At 70.5% G+C, this 16958-nt stretch carries 15 protein-coding genes; 5 read left to right on the forward strand and 10 right to left on the reverse strand.

What is annotated here, in order from left to right:
- Positions 1–285 precede the first annotated feature (285 nt).
- On the forward strand, positions 286–1410 hold the full coding sequence (gene recA / locus OGH68_RS27300) for a recombinase RecA (RefSeq protein ID WP_264247648.1): 1125 nt from the start codon (positions 286–288) through the stop codon (positions 1408–1410).
- A gap of 3 nt (positions 1411–1413) precedes the next feature.
- Entirely contained in the window at positions 1414–1986 is a 573-nt protein-coding gene (recX, locus tag OGH68_RS27305; protein ID WP_264247649.1) for a recombination regulator RecX, read from the forward strand.
- 20 nt (positions 1987–2006) lie between these two features.
- Here the strand turns inward: recX and OGH68_RS27310 are convergent, their stop codons facing one another.
- The 5 genes from OGH68_RS27310 to OGH68_RS27330 form a co-directional block, all read right to left on the reverse strand.
- Entirely contained in the window at positions 2007–3614 is a 1608-nt protein-coding gene (locus OGH68_RS27310) for an FAD-dependent monooxygenase (protein WP_264247651.1), read from the reverse strand.
- Between the two features lie 186 nt (positions 3615–3800).
- Positions 3801–4706, reverse strand: coding sequence for an amino acid ABC transporter permease (locus OGH68_RS27315; RefSeq protein WP_264247652.1), 906 nt, complete (start codon positions 4704–4706; stop codon positions 3801–3803).
- Positions 4703–5371, reverse strand: coding sequence for an amino acid ABC transporter permease (locus tag OGH68_RS27320; protein WP_264247654.1), 669 nt, complete (start codon positions 5369–5371; stop codon positions 4703–4705). Before OGH68_RS27320 ends, OGH68_RS27315 begins: the two co-directional genes overlap by 4 nt.
- 74 nt (positions 5372–5445) lie before the next feature.
- Positions 5446–6288, reverse strand: a complete 843-nt coding sequence (locus tag OGH68_RS27325; protein WP_264247655.1) for a glutamate ABC transporter substrate-binding protein — start codon at positions 6286–6288, stop codon at positions 5446–5448.
- A 70-nt stretch (positions 6289–6358) separates the two neighbouring features.
- Positions 6359–7141: an amino acid ABC transporter ATP-binding protein gene (locus OGH68_RS27330; protein WP_264247656.1), complete on the reverse strand. Its 783-nt coding sequence runs from the start codon at positions 7139–7141 to the stop codon at positions 6359–6361.
- A gap of 288 nt (positions 7142–7429) precedes the next feature.
- Between OGH68_RS27330 and OGH68_RS27335 the strand changes: the two genes are divergently transcribed.
- Both OGH68_RS27335 and OGH68_RS27340 read left to right on the forward strand, forming a co-directional pair.
- Entirely contained in the window at positions 7430–8134 is a 705-nt protein-coding gene (locus OGH68_RS27335; RefSeq protein WP_264247658.1) for a response regulator transcription factor, read from the forward strand.
- 15 nt (positions 8135–8149) lie between these two features.
- Positions 8150–9547, forward strand: a complete 1398-nt coding sequence (locus OGH68_RS27340) for a sensor histidine kinase (protein WP_264247660.1) — start codon at positions 8150–8152, stop codon at positions 9545–9547.
- A gap of 40 nt (positions 9548–9587) precedes the next feature.
- Here OGH68_RS27340 and OGH68_RS27345 read toward each other — a convergent pair whose 3' ends face one another.
- A complete protein-coding gene (locus OGH68_RS27345; RefSeq protein WP_264247661.1) occupies positions 9588–10592 on the reverse strand; it encodes a TAXI family TRAP transporter solute-binding subunit in 1005 nt (334 codons plus the stop codon).
- A 276-nt stretch (positions 10593–10868) separates the two neighbouring features.
- The gene (locus OGH68_RS27350; RefSeq protein WP_264247663.1) at positions 10869–11540 is read right to left on the reverse strand and encodes an FMN-dependent NADH-azoreductase; all 672 of its coding nucleotides are present in this window, start codon (positions 11538–11540) and stop codon (positions 10869–10871) included.
- A 125-nt stretch (positions 11541–11665) separates the two neighbouring features.
- On the opposite strand from OGH68_RS27350, the gene OGH68_RS27355 reads away from it, so the two are divergent.
- Positions 11666–12616, forward strand: a complete 951-nt coding sequence (locus OGH68_RS27355) for a LysR family transcriptional regulator (RefSeq protein WP_264247664.1) — start codon at positions 11666–11668, stop codon at positions 12614–12616.
- A gap of 39 nt (positions 12617–12655) precedes the next feature.
- Here the strand turns inward: OGH68_RS27355 and OGH68_RS27360 are convergent, their stop codons facing one another.
- The 3 genes from OGH68_RS27360 to OGH68_RS27370 are packed head-to-tail and all read right to left on the reverse strand — an operon-like array spanning position 12656 to position 16936.
- Positions 12656–13156 carry a nuclear transport factor 2 family protein gene (locus OGH68_RS27360; protein WP_264247665.1) on the reverse strand — a complete coding sequence of 167 codons (501 nt, stop codon included), beginning with the start codon at positions 13154–13156 and terminating at the stop codon, positions 12656–12658.
- Positions 13157–13169: 13 nt separating this feature from the next.
- On the reverse strand, positions 13170–14114 hold the full coding sequence (locus OGH68_RS27365) for an NAD-dependent epimerase/dehydratase family protein (protein ID WP_264247666.1): 945 nt from the start codon (positions 14112–14114) through the stop codon (positions 13170–13172).
- Positions 14111–16936 (reverse strand): non-ribosomal peptide synthetase, encoded by a 2826-nt coding sequence (locus OGH68_RS27370; protein ID WP_264247667.1) that lies wholly within the window; start codon positions 16934–16936, stop codon positions 14111–14113. The genes OGH68_RS27365 and OGH68_RS27370 overlap by 4 nt, the downstream gene beginning before the upstream one ends.
- Positions 16937–16958 lie beyond the last annotated feature (22 nt).

Consider the following 16958-nt stretch of genomic DNA (forward strand, 5'->3'; position numbering starts at 1 on the left):
CTTCCTGACGTCCAGCATTCCGTACCGATCAAACTTCGACGGCACGAACTCACCGATCACCAATCTTCGCTGGCAAAGATCAAGCTTCGGTGGCACGGGACACACGCGGTTCCGGGCGTCGCGTGGTGCGCTTGACAGTAAAATCGAACATCCATTCTTATGGGATCCCGGCCCTCGTTCCCACGAGTTATCCACAGGCCGGCCGGACGTCGGGGCCCATTGTCAGTGGCAGGGGTTAGCGTCTTTGACGTGAAGCGATCGACACAAGCAAATCGGGTGGAACCCATGGCAGGAACCGACCGCGAGAAGGCGCTCGACGCCGCGCTCGCACAGATTGAACGGCAATTCGGCAAGGGTGCCGTGATGCGACTGGGCGAGCGGCCGAACGAGCCCGTCGAGGTCATCCCCACCGGGTCGACCGCCCTCGACGTCGCCCTCGGCGTCGGCGGCCTGCCGCGCGGGCGTGTGGTGGAGGTGTACGGGCCGGAGTCCTCCGGTAAGACGACCCTCACGCTGCACGCCGTGGCCAACGCCCAGAAGGCGGGCGGCGCGGTGGCCTTCGTGGACGCGGAGCACGCCCTCGACCCGGAGTACGCGAAGAAGCTCGGCGTCGACATCGACAACCTGATCCTGTCGCAGCCGGACAACGGCGAGCAGGCGCTCGAGATCGTTGACATGCTCGTCCGCTCGGGCGCGCTCGACCTGATCGTCATCGACTCCGTCGCGGCCCTGGTGCCCAAGGCGGAGATCGAGGGCGAGATGGGAGACTCGCACGTCGGTCTGCAGGCGCGGCTGATGAGCCAGGCGCTCCGGAAGATCACCAGCGCGCTCAACCAGTCCAAGACCACCGCGATCTTCATCAACCAGCTCCGCGAGAAGATCGGTGTGATGTTCGGCTCCCCGGAGACCACGACCGGTGGCCGGGCACTGAAGTTCTACGCCTCCGTGCGTCTGGACATCCGCCGTATCGAGACCCTCAAGGACGGCACGGACGCGGTCGGCAACCGCACCCGCGTCAAGGTCGTCAAGAACAAGGTCGCGCCGCCCTTCAAGCAGGCCGAGTTCGACATCCTCTACGGCCAGGGCATCAGCCGCGAGGGCGGCCTGATCGACATGGGCGTGGAGCACGGCTTCGTCCGCAAGGCCGGCGCCTGGTACACGTACGAGGGCGACCAGCTCGGCCAGGGCAAGGAGAACGCCCGTAACTTCCTGAAGGACAACCCCGATCTCGCCAACGAGATCGAGAAGAAGATCAAGGAGAAGCTCGGCGTCGGCGTCAGGCCCGAGACCCCCGCGGCGGAGCCGGGAACGGACGCGGCCGTCGCGGCGCCTGCCGAGGACGCGGCGAAGTCGGTGCCCGCGCCCGCCTCCAAGGCGAAGGCGGCCAAGACGGCGGCGGCCAAGGGGTAGCACATGGCCGCCCGGCGTACCGAATGGCCGGGTGACAGCCCTGACTCGTCGAGGGCCGAGAAGGAGCTGTCGCCCCGGGATCCGGCGGAGCGGGCGCGGGCGATCTGCCTGCGCCTGCTCACCGGGACCCCGCGTACCCGCAAACAGCTCGCGGACGCGCTGCACAAGCGGGAGATCCCCTCGGAGGCGGCCGAGGAGGTCCTCTCCCGCTTCGAGGACGTGGGACTGATCAACGACGCCGCCTTCGCCGACGCGTGGGTGGAGTCCCGGCACCACGGCCGGGGCCTCGCCCGGCGTGCCCTGGCACGGGAGCTGCGGACCAAGGGCGTGGACTCCACGCTGATCGACGAGGCCGTGGGGCAGCTCGACTCCGACCAGGAAGAGGCGACCGCGCGCGAGCTGGTGGCGCGCAAGCTGCGCTCCACCAGAGGCCTCGACCGCGACCGGCGCCTGCGCCGCCTGGCCGGAATGCTCGCCCGCAAGGGCTACCCGGAGGGCATGGCCCTGCGAGTGGTCAGGCGCGCCCTGGAGGAGGAGGGCGAGGACACGACGGACCTGGACGAGGCGGGCTGCTGAAGGGCAGGAGCGCGACGCGGTCAGATGCCGGTGTCCGCGGTGCGGTCGGAGTCCTGCGGGTCCTGCGCGCCTCCTCGTGCGATGTCCGCGGCGGCGTGCAATTCCGCGGGCCGCACCCCCGCGAAGGCGGCCACCAGATGCCCGTCGGGCCGCACCAGCAGCACGGTGTGTGCGGACGCGCCCGGGTAGCTCTCCGTCACCAGCAGCTCGGCCTGGACCGGCAAGCCGGACACGGCCGCCGCCAGCCTCGGCATGACGCCCGCCCCGACCCAGTGCCGCCGGTCCCACACCCCGGTGCCCGGGGCCACCAGTACGACGAGCAGACGTCCCTGCCCCAGCCGGTCCCGCAACAGGGCCGTGGTGCCGTCGGGAGCCGTGACCTGTACGTCGGCGACCGGTGAGCCCGGCCCCGCGCCGGTGAGGGCCGGCGGGCCGGAGGGTTCCGGCGTGAGGGGGGAGTGCGCGTAGACGGGCGGAGCGCCGAGTGCGCCCTGCCCGAGATGTGCGTCGGTGAGCATGGCGTCGTGCCCACGGGCCGCCCCTGGGAGGTACATGCGCAGCCCGCCGCCGCTGCGGAGTATCGGCAGCGATTGGTCGGCGGCGCGCAGCCGCGCGGCGACGGCGGTGCGCCGTTCCGTCTGGTAGCTGTCCAGGAGCGTTTCCGACGCGCCGTGGTGCCACGCCTGGGCCAGCTTCCAGGCCAGGTTGTCCACGTCCCGCAGCCCCTCGTCGAGCCCCTGGGTGCCGACGGCCCCCATCAGATGGGCCGCGTCACCGGCAAGGAATGCGCGGTCCACGCGCCAGCGTCGGGCGAGCCGGTGGTGGAGGGTGTGGACGCCGGTGTCGAGCAGTTCGTACGGCGGGGCCTGGCCGCACCAGCCGGTCAGGGTGTCGCGGATCCGCGCCACCAGCGCCTCGGGGGTGACCAGTTCGCCGCGGGGGGCGAGGAGCCAGTCCAGCCGCCAGACGCCGTCCGGGAGCGGGCGCGCGGTGATCTCGGCACCACCCGAGCTCCACGGCGGCTGACGGTGCAGCAACGCTTCGCCGGGCCAGGGCAGTTCGGTGCGCAGCGCGGCCACGGCGTGACGTTCCACCGCCGTACGGCCCGGGAAGCGGATGCCGAGGAGCTTGCGGACCGTCGACCTTGCGCCGTCGCACCCCACAAGGTGACTCCCGCGCCACCAAGTGGCCGAAGGACCCTTGGTGTGCACGCCCACCCCTCCGGCGTCCTGTTCGAGCGAGTCGAGGCGGCTGTCAGTGACCAGCCGTACGAGCCGGTGCTCCATGGCGGCCTCGCGCAGTCCGAGGGCGAGGCTGTGCTGAGGGATGTGCAGCGGTGCGGCGGGACCTTCACTGTCGTCGTCGCCGAGGGGCAGCTGCCGCAGGTCCTGCTTGCGCAGCATCGACCGCCAACCGGTCCACCGGACACCTGCGTCGTGCACGGTGCCGCAGCCGAGCCGCTCCACCAGGGCCGCTGTGTCGGGGCGGAGCACGACGGTGCGGGCGGGACGCGGTTCGGGTTTCCCGTTGGTCTCGTCGAGTACGACGGAGGGGACGCCCTGTGCTGCGAGGGCGAGGGAGAGCGAGAGTCCGACCGGGCCGGCGCCGACCACGATCACCGGGTCCACGGCGTGACTCCTCGGGCCCGGAGGGTCGTGCGGGAAAGTGCTGTTGGAGCCCGGTGCGCGATCACAGAACGTATGCAACCGACTGCCGGTGCCTGCGTCAAGCTGCCTCAAGCGACACCGTGGACGCGGTGAGGGGCGGTGGCCGTACGGCCACCGCCCCTCACCGGTCGAACATCGGATGAACCGTCAGCCGGCCCGTCCGTCATCGGTCTTGGCGACTCCAGGCTCCCCGACGGGCTCCTCCGCGCCGCCGGGTGCGGTCAGTACCGCGCCCGTGCTCCTCTTGGCCTGTCGCAGCCTGCGTTCCAGCCAGGAAGCGAAGGTGGTGAGGATCAGGTTAAGGACGATGAAGATCAGTGCGACGACGATGAAGCTGGGGATGGTGTTCGCGTAGTTCGCGGACAGGGTGCCCTGCGCGCTGAGCAGCTCGGCGAAGGCCAGCAGCGCGCCGCCGAGTGCGGTGTCCTTGACGATCACGACAAGCTGGCTGACCAGAGCCGGCAGCATCGCGGTGACGGACTGCGGGAGCAGCACGTTCGTCATCGTCTGGCCCTTGCGCAGGCCGATGGCCTTCGCCGCTTCCGACTGGCCCTTGGGCAGCGACAGGATGCCGGCCCGGACGACCTCGGCGAGGACCGACGCGTTGTAGAGGACGAGGCCGGTGACCACCGCGTACAACGGGCGGACGTCGCTGCTGATGTTGGTGTAGCTCGAGTAGAACTCGTTCGCGAACAGCATCAGGAGCAGGACGGGAATGGCGCGGAAGAACTCCACGACCACGCCCGACGGGACGCGGACCCAACGGTGGTCGGAGAGCCTGGCGATGCCGAAGATCGCGCCCAGCGGCAGGGCGATCACCATGGCGAGGGCCGCTGCCTTCAGTGTGTTGGCGAGGCCGGGCAGCAGGTAGGTCGTCCAGGCCGGAGCCTCGGTGAACGGCTTCCACAGGGACCACTCGAGCTGTCCGTTGTCGGCCATGGTGCCCAGTACCCACCAGATGCCCAGTGCCAGCGCGGTGAGGAAGACGGCCGTGTAGACGATATTGCGACGCTTGGCGCGGGGGCCGGGAGCGTCGTAGAGGACCGATGTCATCGCTTCACCGCCATGCGCTTGCCGACCCAGCCGAGGATGAGGCCGGTGGGGAGGGTGAGGACCACGAAGCCGAACGCGAAGATCGCCGAGATGAGGACGAGCTGTGCCTCGTTCTCGATCATCTCCTTCATCAGCAGAGCCGCTTCCGCGACGCCGATGGCCGCAGCGACCGTGGTGTTCTTGGTGAGGGCGATCAGCACATTCGTGAGCGGGGCGATGACCGAGCGGAACGCCTGCGGAAGCACGATGGTCGTCAGGACCTGCGTGAAGCTCAGACCGAGGGCGCGTGCCGCCTCCGCCTGGCCGACCGGCACCGTGTTGATGCCGGAGCGCACGGCCTCGCAGACGAAGGCAGCGGTGTAGGCCGAGAGGCTGAGGACCGCCAGCCGGAACGACAGCGCGTTGAAGTCGTCGGCCACCCCGAGCGTCATACCGAAGACATCGGCGAGGCCGATCGAGGAGAAGACGATGATCAGGGTCAGCGGGATGTTCCGGACCACGTTCACATAGACCGTGCCGAACGCCCGCATCAGAGGCACTGGGCTCACCCGCATCGCGGCGAGGACGGTGCCGAGCACCAGGGAGCCGATTCCGGAGAGGACGGTGAGTTTCACCGTCATCCAGAACGCCCCGAGCAAGTCGTAACCTTCAAGAAAGTCGAACACGATCTCCCGCGCTTCCGCGTGTGGGAGGGCCGGGCGCGCCGCCCTCAGGGGCGGCGCGCTGTCTCAGCCCTGCTTCACTTGACGATGTTGCCGATCTTCGGGGCGGGCTCGTTCTTGTAGTTGGCCGGGCCGAAGTTGTCCTTGACGGCCTGCTCCCAGGCACTGTCCTGGACCATCTTCTCGAGGGCGGCGTTGATCTTGTCGACCATCTCCTTGTCGCCCTTCTTGACGCCGATGCCGTAGTTCTCGTTGCTCAGCTTGAGGCCGGCGAGCTTGAACTTTCCCTTGTACTGCGGCTGCGCGGCGTAACCGGCGAGGATCGAGTCGTCGGTGGTCAGCGCATCGACCCGGCCGCTCTGGAGGGCACCGAGGCACTGGGAGTACGTGGGGTACTCCTGCAGTTGGGCCTTCGGGGCGAAGTCCTTCTTCACGTTCTGCGCGGACGTGGAGCCGACGACCGAGCAGAGCTTCTTGCCGTTGAGGTCGTCGCCCTTGGTGACGTTGTCGTCGGCGCGGATCAGCAGGTCCTGGTGGGCGAGCAGGTACGGGCCGGCGAAGTCGACCTTCTCCGCGCGCTCGTCGGTGATCGAGTACGTGGCGGCGATGAAGTCCACGTCGCCGCGGGCCAGGGCGGTCTCGCGGTCGGCGCTCTTCGTCTCCTTGAACTCGATGTCGCCCTCTTTGTAGCCGAGCTCCTTGGCGACGTACTTGGCGACGTCGACGTCGAAGCCGGTGAAAGAGCCGTCCGGGGTCTTCAGGCCGAGGCCCGGCTGGTCGTACTTGATGCCGACCGTGATCTTCTTGTTGCCGCCGTCGGAGCCGGAGCCGCCGTCCCCGCCGTCGGAGCCACAGGCGGTGGCGGTCAGGGCGAGCGCGAAGACGGTGGCCGAAGCGGCGGTGACCTTACGAAGCTTCATGATGACTTCCCTAAAGTTTGACGCGAAGTGTCGGATCAGATGCGAAGTATGGAATCAGCTGATCCGGGACTCAGTGGTGAAGGATCTTCGACAGGAAGTCCTTGGCCCGGTCGCTGCGCGGGTTGCTGAAGAACTCCTCGGGCGTCGCCTCTTCGACGATCTTGCCGTCCGCCATGAACACGACCCGGTTCGCGGCGGATCGGGCGAAGCCCATCTCGTGTGTGACGACCACCATTGTCATCCCGTCGCGCGCGAGCTGCTGCATGACTTCGAGGACCTCGTTGATCATCTCGGGGTCGAGGGCCGATGTCGGCTCGTCGAAGAGCATGACCTTCGGGTCCATGGCCAGCGCCCGCGCGATCGCCACCCGCTGCTGCTGGCCGCCGGAGAGCTGTGCGGGGTACTTGTCGGCCTGCGCGGCGACGCCCACCCGGTCGAGCAGTGCCCGGGCCTTGGTCTCCGCCGCCTTCTTGTCGGCCTTGCGGACCTTGATCTGCCCCAGCGTCACGTTCTCCAGCACGGTCTTGTGCGCGAAGAGGTTGAACGACTGGAAGACCATGCCGACGTCCGCGCGCAGCCGGGCGAGTTCCTTGCCCTCGTGCGGCAGCGGCTTGCCGTCGATCGTGATCGAGCCGGAGTCGACCGTCTCCAGGCGGTTGATGGTGCGGCACAGCGTGGACTTTCCGGACCCGGAAGGTCCGATGACGACCACGACCTCGCCCCGGGCGATGGTCAGGTCGATGTCCTGGAGCACATGCAGCGCGCCGAAGTGCTTGTTCACGTTGCTCAGCACGACCAGATCGGCCGTGGGCACCGCGTCCTCGGCGTCCTTGGTCACTGACACTCCGCTCATCGGCTTCTTGCTCCGTCCTCCTCGGTTGGGAGGGACCTTAGTCACGCGCTGCGACCAGCGTCATTACATCTGAGGGGAAATTGAGCATAACGATCCGGCCTCATCCGGACACTATGCGTGAACGGGGTGCTGCACTGCGATACCGGGTGGATAACGGAACCGTCCGAGGCCCTGGTGCCTCTTGACTGTGCGCCGGGAAATCCGACTTGATGCCCTGTGGTGTGTCGCGGAACAGCCGGACAACGCCACACGACCGCACTACGAACGCCATTAGACCGGAGGGGGGCCATGAGGCTGCTGCTCGTCGAGGACGACGACCATGTCGCCGCCGCCCTGTCGGCGGTGCTCGCCCGGCACGGCTTCGAGGTGGTGCACGCCCGTAACGGCGAGGAGGCCCTGCGGGCCGTCCTGCCGGCCACGGAACCGGCCAAGCCGCCCTTCGGCGTCGTCCTGCTGGACCTCGGCCTGCCCGACCAGGACGGTTACCAGGTGTGCGGCAAGATAAGGAAGCTGACCTCCACGCCCGTGATCATGGTGACGGCCCGCTCCGACGTCCGCTCCCGCATCCACGGTCTCAACCTGGGCGCGGACGACTACGTGGTCAAGCCGTACGACACCGGCGAGCTGCTGGCCCGGATCCATGCCGTCAGCCGGCGCACCACGACCGACGACGCCGCCGCGCCCGTCGCCGACGAGGCCCTGCGGCTGGGACCGGTCACCATCGAGCTGCCCACCCGCAGAGTGAGCGTGGACGGCACGGCCGTACAGCTCACCCGCAAGGAGTTCGACCTCCTGGCCCTGCTCGCCCAGCGCCCCGGCGTGGTCTTCCGGCGCGAGCAGATCATCAGTGAGGTGTGGCGTACCAGCTGGGAGGGCACCGGTCGCACCCTCGAGGTGCACGTGGCGTCCCTGCGCTCCAAGCTCCGGATGCCTGCCCTGATCGAGACCGTGCGGGGCGTCGGCTACCGGCTCGTCGCGCCCACCGGGGTGTAAGGCCCTCCGGCTCCGGTGCGTACCCGACTCCTTCCGCTGCTCATCGTGCTCATGGCCGGTGTGCTTCTGGCGCTCGGCTTTCCGCTGGCCGTGAGCGTCGCGGCGGCACAGCAGCAGCGGGTCGTCGTCGACCGCATCGACGACACCGTGCGGTTCGCGGCGCTCGCCCAGTTCGTCACCGACCAGGGGACCGCGCCGGACGAGCGCCGCTCGACGCTCCAGGAGCAGCTCGACCGCTACCACGACACGTACGGGATCAGGGCGGGGGTCTTCTACCGCAGCGGCGACGCGATGGCGCGCGCGCCGCGCGACTGGTACCTGCCCACGGAGGGGGAGGGCCGCGGGGCGTTCCAGGAGGCACTCACCGGCCGGCGCAGCCAGGACCCGCCGCAGGTGTGGCCGTGGCAGCGCGGCGAACGGCTGGTCGTCGCCTCCCCGGTCGTGCGGGACGGGGACGTCGTCGCCGTGGTGTTCACCGACTCACCGACCGACCAGCTGCGTTCGCGCGTCCTGCGGGGCTGGCTGCTGATCGCGGCCGGTGAAAGCGCCGCGATGCTCCTCGCGGTCGGCGCGGCCTTCCGTCTCACCGGGTGGGTGCTCAGGCCCGTTCGCATCCTGGACGCGGCCACCCACGACATCGCGACCGGGCGGATGAACTCACGGGTCGCGGCCGCGAGCGGGCCGCCGGAGCTCCGGCGGCTGGCCCGCTCGTTCAACGAGATGGCCGACAACGTCGAGGAGGTCCTCGAACAGCAACGGGCCTTCGTCGCGGACGCTTCCCATCAGTTGCGCAACCCGCTCGCCGCGCTGCTGCTGCGGATCGAGCTGCTCGCGCTCGAGCTCCCCGAGGGGAACGCGGAGGTCGCCTCCGTCCGTACCGAGGGCAAGCGCCTCGCCCGGGTCCTGGACGATCTGCTGGACCTGGCCCTGGCCGAGCACGCCTCCGCGGAGCTGCGGCTCACCGACATCGGGGAGCTGACCGCCGAGCGGTTGACCGCGTGGCGGCCGCTGGCCGACGAGAAGGGCGTGCGGCTGTCGTCCAGGGCCGCCGCCGTCACCGCCTGGGTCGACCCCGTCGCGCTGTCCAGCGCACTCGACGCGGTGATCGACAACGCGCTGAAGTTCACTCCGCAGGGTGAGGAGGTGACTGTCGCGACCGCGTCGCAGGGCAACACGTCGACCATCGTCGTCGCCGACCGGGGGCCGGGTCTGACCGACGAGGAGCTGTCCCGGATCGGCGACCGCTTCTGGCGCAGCGGCCACCACCAGAACGTGAAGGGCTCGGGGCTGGGCCTGTCGATCTCGAGGGCGCTGCTGGCGGCGGGCGGCGGGTCCATCGCCTACGCGCACCACGAGCCGCACGGTCTGAAGGTGACGCTCACCGTTCCGCGCCAGCGCCCCGAGGACGCCTGACCGCATCCCGCGGAGCGGAAGCGGTCCGACCCGGCAGGGTTCAGGGCTTGACCGAGCGGTAGTAGCGTCGCGCGCCCTCGTGCAGCGGCAGCGGGTCCGTGTAGACGGCCGTGCGCAGGTCCACCCGTTGCGCGGGGTGGACCGTGTTGCCGATGCGGTCCCGGCTCCTGATCACCGTGCGGGTGAAGCCCTCGGTCTGCGCCGCGCTCATGCTGTCCGTGGTGACCAGCAGGTTCGCCACCGCGACGGTCCCGACGGGTCCGCCCTGTGCCCGCGGGTAGGCGTCGGCCGGCATCACGGCGGAACGGTAGTAACTGGTCGGGTCGCCCGACGCGTGGAGCTTCGCGACGAGCTCCGGCCCCAGTGCGACCAGGCGGACGGGGAAGCGCTCCGACAGCTTCTGCACGGTGCCGGTGGGCAGGCCCCCGGACCAGAAGAACGCGTCGATGGTGCCCTTCTCCAGCTGGCCGGGCGCCGCATTGATGCCCGAGGGAAACGCCGTGATGTCCTGCTCGGGATCGAGGCCGGCCGCCTTCATCAGCCGGTCCGCCACCAGCCGTATGCCGGAGCCGTCCTGGCCGACGCCCACCGCTCTGCCCCGCAGGTCGCTCACCGACCGGACCGGTGAGTCCTTCGGCACGACGAGCTGGACGTAGTCGTCGTACAGCCGGGCGCAGCCGCGCAGCTGGTCGGCTCCCGGGAGCCGCTGCCGCTTGTACGTCGCGACCGCGTCGGCGGTGGCGATGGTGAAGTCGGCCTCTCCGGACGCCAGGCGCGCCAGGTTCTGCTGGGAGCCCTCGCTGGTGCGCAGGTCTATTTCCAGGTCCGGCATGTCCCGTGCAAGGGCGTCCTTCAGGAGCACCCCGTAGCGCTGGTAGACGCCGCTGTGCGACCCCGTGCTGAGCGTCAGCTTCCCGCTTGGTGACGACTGCCCGAACGGCAGCAGCCACCACAGCAGCAGCCCGAGGACCACCAGGGCGGCCGCGGCACCCTGCAGGGCGCGGCGGCGGCCGAGGCGGGAGAGGACCGCGGGTGCCGGGAGCATGGCGCGATCCTGCCAGCTTCCTCCCCGGGATGGCCAGACAGGGCCCTGGCCCCGGCGTCCGCGCTGATCAGCCGCCCCGTTGCCCGGGACGGCTGCGCCCATCGCGTCGGCCGAGCCCCGCCGCTTCGGCCCACCGCGTCCCGGCGGGCCGGTCGCTCCGGCAGGCCGCGCCGGTCGGCCGCGACGGCCGGTGGGATCAGCCGCGGCCGGCAGCCCGGTCATCGCGGCCTGCCTGGTCAGCGGCAGCCCGCAGCCCGGTCGGCGCGGCCGGCCCGCTCAGCGGCGGGCCGCCGCGCGGGCGCTCTCCACCGCGTCCTTCAGCGAGCCCGCGGCGGTCTCGCGGAACTCCGCCAGCCTGGGCACATGACCTGACTTCGTCATCTCCGAGTGCAGGAAGAGCAGGGCGTCGCAGAGCCCCACCATGGCGAAGGCGGCCCGCAGATACGGCTCCTGGAAGTCCGAGCCGTGGCGGGGCGTCCCCGGGCCGTAGGCCCCGCCTCTCGCCGTCACCACGATCGTCCGCTTGCCCGAGAGCGGCCCCGTCCCGGTCAGGGGGTCCACGATCACCGGCGGGATGGCGATGCGGTCGAACCATGCCTTGAAGGCGGACGGCACGGAGAAGTTGTACATGGGCAGGCCGATCACCAGGGTGTCGGCCGCCAGCACCTCCTCGATGAGCTCCCAGCTGAGGGCCCAGCTTCCCTTCTCCTCCGCCGTCAGGGCCGCGTCCCGCGCCTCGCCGAGATCGCGGATGCCGGCGGTCTCCAGGCGTGTCACGACCTCGATCTGGGCGGCGTCCACGTGCGGAACCGGAACCGCGGTGAGATCGCGGTGGATGTGCGTACCCCTGGGGTTGGCCGTCCGCCAGGCCGCAGCGAATTCGGCCGAGACCTGGCGCGAGACGGACTCCGGGCGGGCGCTGGAGTCAAGGTGGAGCAGCGTTGGCATACGAGAACCCCATCTAGGAGGAATCGGACCGGGGGCCTTGTTATTCAACCGGTAAATGGCCTGCGAATCCCGTATGTTGGCGTGACGGTCGATGACAGCCGGCGTTAGAAGAAGTGACGGTGCGGATGGTGCTCGACATACGGAAACTGGTGCTGCTGCGTGAGGTGGAGGCGTCCGGTTCCATCGCGGCGGCGGCGCAGGCGCTGAACTACACCCGCTCCGCCGTCTCGCAGCAGCTGTCCGCCCTGGAGGCCGAGACAGGCGTGGCGCTGGTCGACCGGGGTAGCCGGCGGGCCGGCCTCACCGTGGCGGGCAGGGCCCTCGTGGAACACACGGAGCGGATCCTCGAACGGGTCGAGGCGGCCGAGGCGGTGCTGCTGGCCGTGACCGGCGGTGTCTCCGGTGAACTTCGGGTCGGAGTGCCGTTCCACGAAGGGCCCGCGCTCCTCGTGCCCGTCCTCACCGGACTCCAGGCCCAACACCCGGACCTGCGGATCACCCTGCACGGCGTCGCGGCCTCCGAGGGCCGGGAGGCGGTCCGGCTCGGCCGGCTCGACGTGGTCATGGCGGCCCGCTACGACCAGGTGCCTCAGAAGCCAGTGCCGGGACTGCACGAGGAGCCGCTGGCGGACGACCGGGTCAGGATTGCGGTCGCCCCTGACGACGTGACCGTCGCCGGCGGCTGCGGACCGGTGGCCCTCGGCGAGTTCGCCCACCGGCCGTGGATCCTCGACCCCGACTCCGGAATCGGCAAGCTGGCGCTGCACGCCTGCGCGGCGGCCGGGTTCGCCCCCGATGTGGTGGCCGACACCGGGGACATGCACGCCGCTCTCGGGCTGGTGTCGCTCGGCTGGGGGGTGGCCCTGGTGCCCGATCTCGTACCGGACCGCCCCGGCTATCCGGTCCGCCGGGTCCCCCTCGCCGAGCCCGAGCTCACGCGGCGGCTGTCCCTGGTGGCCAGGCGCGGGGCACTGGAGCGGCCGGCGGTCGCGGCCGTGCTGGCGGCGGTACGGGTGGCGGCCGACGCGCTCGTGAACGACAGTGCCGGGGCACAGCCGGAGGCCGGGGCCGGCTGACGAGCGCGCCCAAGGGGACCCGGGGAACGGCGGGCGGCGTCAGCTCTCGATCAGCCGGTGGAGCGCCGCTGTGTCGAAGATGTCCTCCATGCGAACGGCCTTGCCGCCGCTCAGCGTCCAGGAGTGCACGAACGACAGGGTTTCCGTACGGCCGCGTCTCGACGTCACCTGACGCGTTCCGAAGACCACCACCCGGTCCCCGGACTCCACGAACTCCTCCGGCTCCAGTCGCATCCCGCCGAGCACGTTCGGCACGTGCGAGAGGAACTCCCGGACGCCCGCGTGCCCGTGCTTCGTGCCGCCCAGCCCGTACACGGCCATCCCGTCGGGGTGGATCCACTCCACGTCGGGCGCCAGGGTCTCCAGCAGCGCCGCCACGTCCCGGGAACCGAAGGCCCGGTACGCGCGCCGGACGAGGTCGAGGTGGGCGCTGTGCCCGGGAAGCCCGGGCGCGCCGTCCGTGGCGGGTGAGGCCGGGGCGGAGTCCGCCGGGCGTGGCCGGGCACCTGTCTGCGTAAGAGGCAGGGAGGCGGTCTGCATGGGTTTCCTCTCGTCAGCGGGAGACATGCTCGGGGTACAGGCTCTCGAGGGTGCGGCGGATGCCGTCGCGCCAGCCGACCGTGCAGGGACCCGTCAGCTCGCGGCGCAGCGTGGGATCGAACTGGTAGGTTTCGCGGGTCACTTCGCTCGGTGCGAGCTTCGCCTCGACGCCCGTGAGTGACTCCATGTGGCGGATGCAGTCGGTGATGCCGACGGGTTCGTCGCCGCCCCAGTTCACCAGCCTCGCCGGTGACGTGGCGGCGCTCCAGAGAGCGGGCACCTGGGCCACCAGGTCGTCGGTGTGCAGCAGGGAGCACCAGTTCTGCCCCTCGAGGGGTACCGGGATGGGCTCGCCGGCGAGCATGCGCTTGAAGTACAGCATCGGCACGCCGCCGTAACCGCCGGGCCCGTACGCGATGTTCAGGCGGGCGATCGTGGTGGGCAGGTCCAGCACCCGGGCGAAGGCCCGTACGGCGCCCTCGGTGGCGATCTTGCCGACGGGGTAGGCGGGCAGCCAGTCGGCCACGCCGTCGACCGGATCGGTCTCCGTGTACCGGTGGTCCAGTGTCTGCCGTGCGTACAGGGCGCCCGTCGAGACGAACAGGAACGCCTCCGCGGTGCGGCAGTGCGTCATCAGGCGGCCGGCGGCCACGGCGTTGACCTCGACGGCGGCGTTGAAGTCGCCGTCCTCGCCGCGGCGTACGGCAGAGTGGATGACGTGGGTGAAGTCCTCGGGGACGCCCTTCAGGCCGTCGCTCGAGAGGTCGTCCATGTCCCAGCGCCAGGTGGTGATGCCCCGCGCCGCGAGCTCTCCTTCGACGCCGGGGGTGCCGAAGCGGCCCAGGCACCAGACCTCGTTGTGCTCGGCCAGCGCCTCGGCGACCGGCCGGGCGACCTGCCCGGTACCGCCGGTGACCAGGATCTTCTTGCCCTTCAGCGGGGCGGTCGGCCCGTTCATCGAAGGCTCTCCTCCTGCGCGGCGGCGGCACGCGCGGTCGCCGTACGGTCGGCGTCCACGAGGGCGCGGTCCAGTTCCCTGCGGAGGATCGACTGGAAGGCGGCCACATGCTGGGGGCTCATCAGCGTGTAGTGCTCGCCGGGCACCCTGATGTATCGGTTCTCCCCGGTGGTGTACTCGTCCCAGCGGCGCAGTTCGTTCTCCAGCCAGTCGTCGATGGTGCCGCGCAGCGGGACGGCGTAGAAGACGTTCATCGACGGCACCGTGCCGCTCGGCCGGTACGAGCGGCCCAGGTCGGTCAGCCGGTTCGCCAGTTCCGCCCACGCGCCGAACCGGTCGGCGTCCAGGTCGAGCTGGGCGAGACGTTCCTGCGGGGCGAGGGCCATGAGCCGGGCCACCTGCTCCTCCGGGGCGAGTCCGCGCAGACGGCCGGGCAGCTCCCGTGACTGCTTCCTGTCGATCAGCGACAGGAAGAACGCCAGATTGGCCGCGGTCTCCGCGAAGTCCAGTTCGTCCATGCGGTACTTGATGTGCGGCGGCAGGTTGAAACTGCCGACGAAGTCGACGCGCTCGCCCTGCGAGCGGAGCACCTTGGCGATCTCGAAGGCCACCACACCGCCGTACGAGTAGCCGGCGACGGCGTACGGTCCGTGCGGCTGCCGCGCCCGGACGGCATCCACGTAGCAGTCCACCATCTGCTCGAACGTCGCGAACGGCTTCTCGTCCTCGTTGAAGCCACGGGCCCGCAGCGCGTAGAACGGCCGGTCGCCGACGAAGTACTTGGCGAGGTTGACGAAGACCAGGACCTCGCCGACGCCGGGGTGGACACAGAACAGCGGGGTCTTGGTCCCGCCGGTCTGCATCGGCACGATCGGGTCGTACACCTGCTCCGCACCGCCCGGCCCCTGCGCGGCGGCTGCGCCGGGCTCCCCGGCGAGGCGGGCGGCGAGCGCGCGGACGGTCGGCGCCGTCATCAGGGTGATGATCTGCAGCCCGGTGACGCCGAGCCGCTGGCTGACCTTGCTGCGCAGCCGCAGGATGTCCAGGGAGGTGCCGCCCAGGTCGAAGAAGTTGGCGGTGGCGCTGACGGTGCCGGGGTCGATGTCGAACATCTCGGCGTAGATCTCCGCCAGGATCCGTTCGGCCCTGCCCTCGGGAGCGGTGTAGCCGCCGAGCATGCGCAGAGTGAGGTCGGCGACGTGACGCTGCTGCGTCTCGTACGCGCCCGACTCCAGGCGCCGCCGCATCAGGGCGCGCTGGATCTTGCCGAGGCTGGTCTTGGGGAAGGCGTCCTTGGGCAGCGGCAGGATGAGGGAGGGGCGGAAGCCCCAGTGCATCACCACACTGCTGCGAACGGCGGTGAGCACCCGGTACAGCGCCGCGTCGTCACCCGGAGGGAGGTCGGGGTGGAAGGCGATCACCAGCTGTTCGGTGTCGCTGCCCGCGGGCCGGATCGGGAACGCGGCGACGTACGACGCGGCCACGGAGTCGAGCTGCTCCAGAGCGGTCTCGATGTCGTGGCTGAAGTAGTTGACACCGTTGACGATGACACTGTCCTTGCTGCGTCCCACGAGGGTCAGCCGGCCCTCGTCGAGGCGGCCCAGGTCGCCGCTGCGGAACCAGCCGTCGGCCGTGAACGCGTCGGCGGTGGCCTGCGCATTGTTGTGGTAGCCGGGAGTGATCACCGGGCCGGTGAGCTGAAGTTCGCCCACCTCGCCCTCGGGCAGCGGCCGGTCGTCCGGGTCGGCGATCCGGATCCGCAGCCCCTCGACGGGGGTGCCCAGATTGGCGAACTCCCTGCCGCGGTCGACGTCGGGGAAGGCGGCGCGGGAGTAGACGCTGCCCGCGCACGTCTCCGTCATGCCGAAGGCCGGCCAGAGCGCGTTTTGGGCGAGGCCGTACGGGGCCAGCAGGTCGAGGAACGCCTCGCCGGTGGCGCAGACGACCGCCTCGCCGCCGCTGATGATGTGCCGCAGGCGGCTCAGGTCGAGCCGCTCCTCCGCGTCGGCGATCCGGTCGGCGGAACCGTTGATCAGCCCCAGCAGGAAGTTGGGCGTGAAGGTCATGGTCACGCCGTGCCGTGAGACGAGCCTCAGGAACTCCAGCGGCTCGCCGAGGACGACCGGGGCCTCGACGTGGAGCTGCCTGGCGCCGGTGGACAGCGGCAGCAGATGGCACTCCAGCAGGGCGGCCACATGGTCGAAGGAGACCCAGTTCAGGGTGGTGTCGCCGGCGCCGAGGCGGTGATGGCCGTTCTTGGCGGCCATGGAGGCCAGCAGATTGGCGTGGGTGAGCATGACCGCCTTGGAGTTGCCCGTCGAGCCGGAGGTCAGCACCAGGACCGCGGTGTCGTCGGGCGCGGCCCGGTGGACCTCGGCCGGCCCGGTGCCGTGCAGCCGGCCGAGCGGTGTGACGGCGAGGCCCGGCACCGGCGGCAGTTCGGCGGCGAGGGAGTCGCTCGTGACGATCAGGGGCCGGTCCAGAGCTGCGTCGACATGCTCGAGCTGTGCGGCCCACCGCTCCGGATCGCTGCGCAGCGGCGCCATCGGGCACGGGACGTATCCGCCGAGCACGGCGCCCCAGAACGCGGTGAGGAAGTCCTGCGGGCGTTCGAGGATCAGGACGACCTTGTCCTGCGGCCGGAGTCCTTGTGCGCGCAGCCCGGCCAGCACACGGGTGGCGTCGGCCAGCAGTTCCGCGTGGGTCTGGTCGACGAACGCCGCGTCCGCCCCGCCCAGGCAGTAGCGGACGCCCGAATCGGGGTGCTGTTCAGCGGCGCGCAGGAGGAGGCCGGCGATGCTCTGCGAAGGTGCGGTGTCCACGTTGGTCTGTCTCCGTTGCCTC

The organism is Streptomyces peucetius, from assembly GCF_025854275.1.
GTDB lineage: Bacteria > Actinomycetota > Actinomycetes > Streptomycetales > Streptomycetaceae > Streptomyces > Streptomyces peucetius_A.